The sequence below is a fragment of the Salinivibrio sp. MA427 genome, from assembly GCF_001996115.1.
In the GTDB taxonomy this organism is placed as follows: Bacteria; Pseudomonadota; Gammaproteobacteria; order Enterobacterales; family Vibrionaceae; genus Salinivibrio; species Salinivibrio costicola.
Window position 1 is genome coordinate 1 of the sequence record NZ_MUFH01000241.1, and the last position, 3,997, is coordinate 3,997.

At 48.4% G+C, this 3,997-nt stretch carries 3 protein-coding genes; 1 reads left to right on the top strand and 2 read right to left on the bottom strand.

The features are described from left to right. Positions 1-125: 125 nt before the first annotated feature. Both dnaK and grpE read right to left on the bottom strand, forming a co-directional pair. Positions 126-2,048 carry a molecular chaperone DnaK gene (gene dnaK / locus BZG79_RS12575; protein WP_021024340.1) on the bottom strand — a complete coding sequence of 641 codons (1,923 nt, stop codon included), beginning with the start codon at positions 2,046-2,048 and terminating at the stop codon, positions 126-128. A gap of 226 nt (positions 2,049-2,274) precedes the next feature. After that, on the bottom strand, positions 2,275-2,919 hold the full coding sequence (gene grpE, locus BZG79_RS12580; protein WP_077774550.1) for a nucleotide exchange factor GrpE: 645 nt from the start codon (positions 2,917-2,919) through the stop codon (positions 2,275-2,277). 171 nt (positions 2,920-3,090) lie between these two features. Here grpE and nadK point away from each other — a divergent pair, with 171 nt between their 5' ends. Then, positions 3,091-3,972, top strand: a complete 882-nt coding sequence (gene nadK / locus BZG79_RS12585; protein WP_077461837.1) for an NAD(+) kinase — start codon at positions 3,091-3,093, stop codon at positions 3,970-3,972. The last annotated feature ends 25 nt before the right edge of the window (positions 3,973-3,997 follow it).

The following is a 3,997-nucleotide window of genomic DNA, read 5'->3' on the forward strand; positions in this document are numbered from 1 at the left end:
AGACATGGTCTGACTGCACCTGTTTACGTCAACAAAACAAAGACGTTCAAATCACTGTTTGATAAAACGACGGGCGAAGGAGATCGCTCCCCTACGCCCGTGCTTATTAACGACAGTGCTTTCGCTTATTTCTTGTCGTCGTCTTTAACTTCTTCGAACTCAGCATCAACAACGTCGTCGTCTTGTTTTGCTGAATCGGCACCGGCGTCTTGCTGCGCCTGCTCATTTTGAGCTTGCTGCTGGGCAATTTCCATCAGTTTTGATGAAGCCGCAACCAGTGCTTGAACCTTCGCATCGATGTCTTCTTTATCTTCACCGTTGCGTGCGGTTTCCAGCTCAGAGATAGCTGTTTCGATCTTCTCTTTGTCTTCAGCAGGCAACTTGTCACCCGCTTCGTCCATTTGCTTGCGTGTACCATGAATGAGCTGATCAGCTTGGTTACGGGCAGTGACTAACTCTTCGAACTTTTTGTCCGCTTCTTTGTTAGCTTCTGCTTCTTGTACCATTTTCTCAACGTCTTCATCGCTTAGGCCACCAGACGCTTGGATGGTGATCTTCTGCTCTTGACCGGTTTGCTTATCAGCCGCAGACACGTTCAAAATACCATCCGCGTTCAAGTCGAAAGTCACTTCAATTTGCGGCGTGCCACGTGGCGCTGGCTGAATACCTTCTAGGTTAAACTGACCCAGTGATTTGTTGTGCATGGCTTGCTTACGCTCACCTTGGATCACATGAATCGTTACCGCGCTTTGGTTGTCTTCAGCGGTTGAGAACACTTGATTCGCCTTAGTTGGAATCGTCGTGTTTTTCTCAATCAGCTTGGTCATCACACCGCCCATGGTTTCGATACCTAGCGATAGTGGCGTAACGTCAAGCAATAGTACGTCTTTAACATCGCCAGACAGTACACCACCCTGTGCAGCCGCGCCCATTGCAACGGCTTCATCCGGGTTCACGTCCTTACGTGCATCCTTACCGAAGTACTCTGCAACTTTTGACTGAACCATCGGCATGCGGGTTTGACCACCGACCAAGATAACATCCGTGATTTCATCAACAGACAGCTCGGCGTCAGCCAGGGCCACTTTCATTGGTTCGAGTGAACGTTGAACCAGATCTTCAACCAGTGATTCCAGCTTGGCACGAGTAATCTTGATGTTCATGTGCTTAGGACCGGTTGCGTCCGCAGTCACATAAGGCAAGTTCACGTCTGTTTGCTGCGCAGAAGACAGTTCAATCTTCGCTTTCTCAGCCGCTTCTTTGACACGCTGCATCGCGAGCGGGTCTTGACGCAGATCGATGCCTTGCTCTTTCTTAAATTCGTCGACCAAGTAGGTGATCAAACGGTTATCGAAGTCTTCACCACCCAAGTGGGTGTCACCGTTGGTTGCCAGTACTTCGAAGGTTTGCTCACCATCGACTTCATCAATTTCGATGATAGAGATATCGAACGTACCACCACCCAGGTCATAAACCGCGATAGTGCGATCGCCACCTTTCTTATCAAGGCCATAAGCCAATGCTGCCGCTGTAGGCTCGTTAATAATACGTTTAACTTCTAGTCCCGCAATACGACCAGCATCCTTAGTCGCTTGACGCTGAGAGTCATTAAAGTAAGCAGGAACAGTGATTACCGCGCCAGTCACTTCTTCGCCGAGGAAGTCTTCAGCGGTTTTCTTCATTTTCTTCAACACTTCAGCTGACACTTGTGGCGCGGCCATTTTTTGGCCTTTCGCTTCAACCCAAGCATCACCGTTATCTGCCTTCACAATTTTGAAAGGCATGATACTGATGTCACGCTGTACTTCTTCATCTTCGAAGCGGCGACCGATCAGACGCTTAATCGCGTATAGGGTGTTTTCTGGGTTTGTCACTGCCTGGCGCTTCGCAGGCTGGCCGACAAGTGTTTCACCATCTTGTGTGTAAGCGATAACGGATGGCGTTGTACGATCACCTTCTGCGTTTTCAATTACGCGCGTTTTTTCACCGTCTAGCACGGCGACACATGAGTTGGTTGTACCCAAGTCAATACCAATGATTTTACCCATCTGGTGCTCTCCGAAATTCGTTCTGTGGCTGTAGTTCGTTACCCTTTATGTGGGGGTAACTGTGAGAGGTTCAACCCCCTCACCGCAAATTTTTATTTGTTGCTGCCGTTTAAATAAGGGCAGCACGACACTTTTCAAGGGCTAGCAGCAAAAAAATCCGTGTTCGTCACTCACGTATCACAAGCGGAGTAACAAATTAACTATTGATGCTATGCCCTTATTAAAATCACGCTTTTTCGTCGACGTTGCCTTGTGCGGCTTTCGATACCATCACCATCGCTGGACGTACCACGCGACCATTTAACTCATAGCCTTTTTGCATCACCATCATCACGGTGTTTGGCTCATGTTCAGTACTTTCTTGGATCGTCATCGCTTGGTGAAGCTCAGGGTTAAAAGGTTGTCCTTGTGGGTCAATCGCTTTCAAACCAAACTTATCAATGGTATCCATCATGGTTTTTAGCGTCAGCTCTACCCCTTCAACCAWGGGCTTGATCGATTCATCTTCCTTATCCGCCATCTCGACAGCACGCTCAAGGTTGTCGATAACGGGCAGCAACTCACTGGCAAACTTCTCCAGTGCAAACTTTCGCGCTTTCTCTACTTCTTGCTCTGAGCGACGACGCATATTGTCTACGTCAGCACGGGCACGAAGCACACTGTCTTGTTGCTCTTGCACTTTGGCTTCACTGGCTTCAAGTGCTGCTTCTAACTCTGTAATGCGTGCAATCATGGCTTCGGTTTCCTCTTGCTCAATGTCTGCACTACCGCTTGCCTGTTGCTCAACCGTCTGCTCTGCATCTTTGCCTTCAGCAGCTTGCGCATCTTTCATCGCTTCTTGCTCTTGCTTAACTTTCTGTTCTTCGCTCATGATCACTCCGACACAAATGGCATTGCCCAGCGCGCACTGGGACTGTTTAACTTGATTGTGGAAGTATTATGGGGATGAATCTTTATGATTCAACCGCCCACATAACGCAAATCACGACAATCCTTTTTTTACCGCGTTATACTGGGCACAAATAACGATGGGATCCTGATTATGTCGACACCATTCCAGCGCATTGCTTTAATTGGTAAACCTCGCAACCCAGACGCGGTGAATACACACATCGGCCTTTATCATTGGCTCACCGAGCGCGGTTACGAGGTGTGCATTGATACACGCTTGAGTACCAATTTAGGGCTACCCGACGCGCACTATCTGGATTTGGTTAATATTGGTCAGCACGCTGATCTCGCGATCGTTATCGGTGGCGACGGTAATATGCTCGGCGCCGCCCGCGTACTGTCACGAAGCGATATAAAAGTGATTGGTGTAAACCGCGGTAATTTAGGCTTTTTGACTGACCTGGATCCCGATGCCTTTGAAAATGCCCTAGACGCCGTTTTAAGTGGCGACTACATGGAAGAAGACCGCTTTTTGCTTGAGACAGAGATCCATCGTCACGATCAGGTTAAAAGCCATAATGCTTCGCTCAACGAGGCCGTTTTACACCCAGGGCAAGTGGCTCACATGATTGAGTTTGAGGTCTATATTAACGAGCATTTCGCCTTTTCGCAGCGCTCAGATGGGATCATTATTTCAACGCCGACGGGATCAACAGCCTATAGCTTATCAGGTGGCGGCCCCATCTTATCCCCCAGCCTCAACGCTATTTCTTTAGTCCCTATGTTCCCCCATACCCTATCAAGCCGGCCTTTGGTGGTAGATGGTAATCGCCGGATTAAATTATTAGTGTCTCCCGATAACCGCGGCACACTGGAAGTCAGTTGTGATGGGCAAGTTTCTTTGCCAGTGAATCCGGGCGATGAGGTCCATATTTACAAAAGCCCCGCCACACTCAAACTCATTCACCCCAAAGACTATAATTATTACAATACGTTACGTAAAAAGCTGGGTTGGTCTTCAAAGCTGTTCTGACGCGGCTGTTTTTTCATATCAACGT

Coding starts and splice junctions, on each gene's coding strand:
- dnaK (WP_021024340.1), bottom strand. CDS start 2,048: ATGGGTAAAATCATTGGTATTGACTTGGGTACAACCAACTCATGTGTC.
- nadK (WP_077461837.1), top strand. CDS start 3,091: ATGTCGACACCATTCCAGCGCATTGCTTTAATTGGTAAACCTCGCAAC.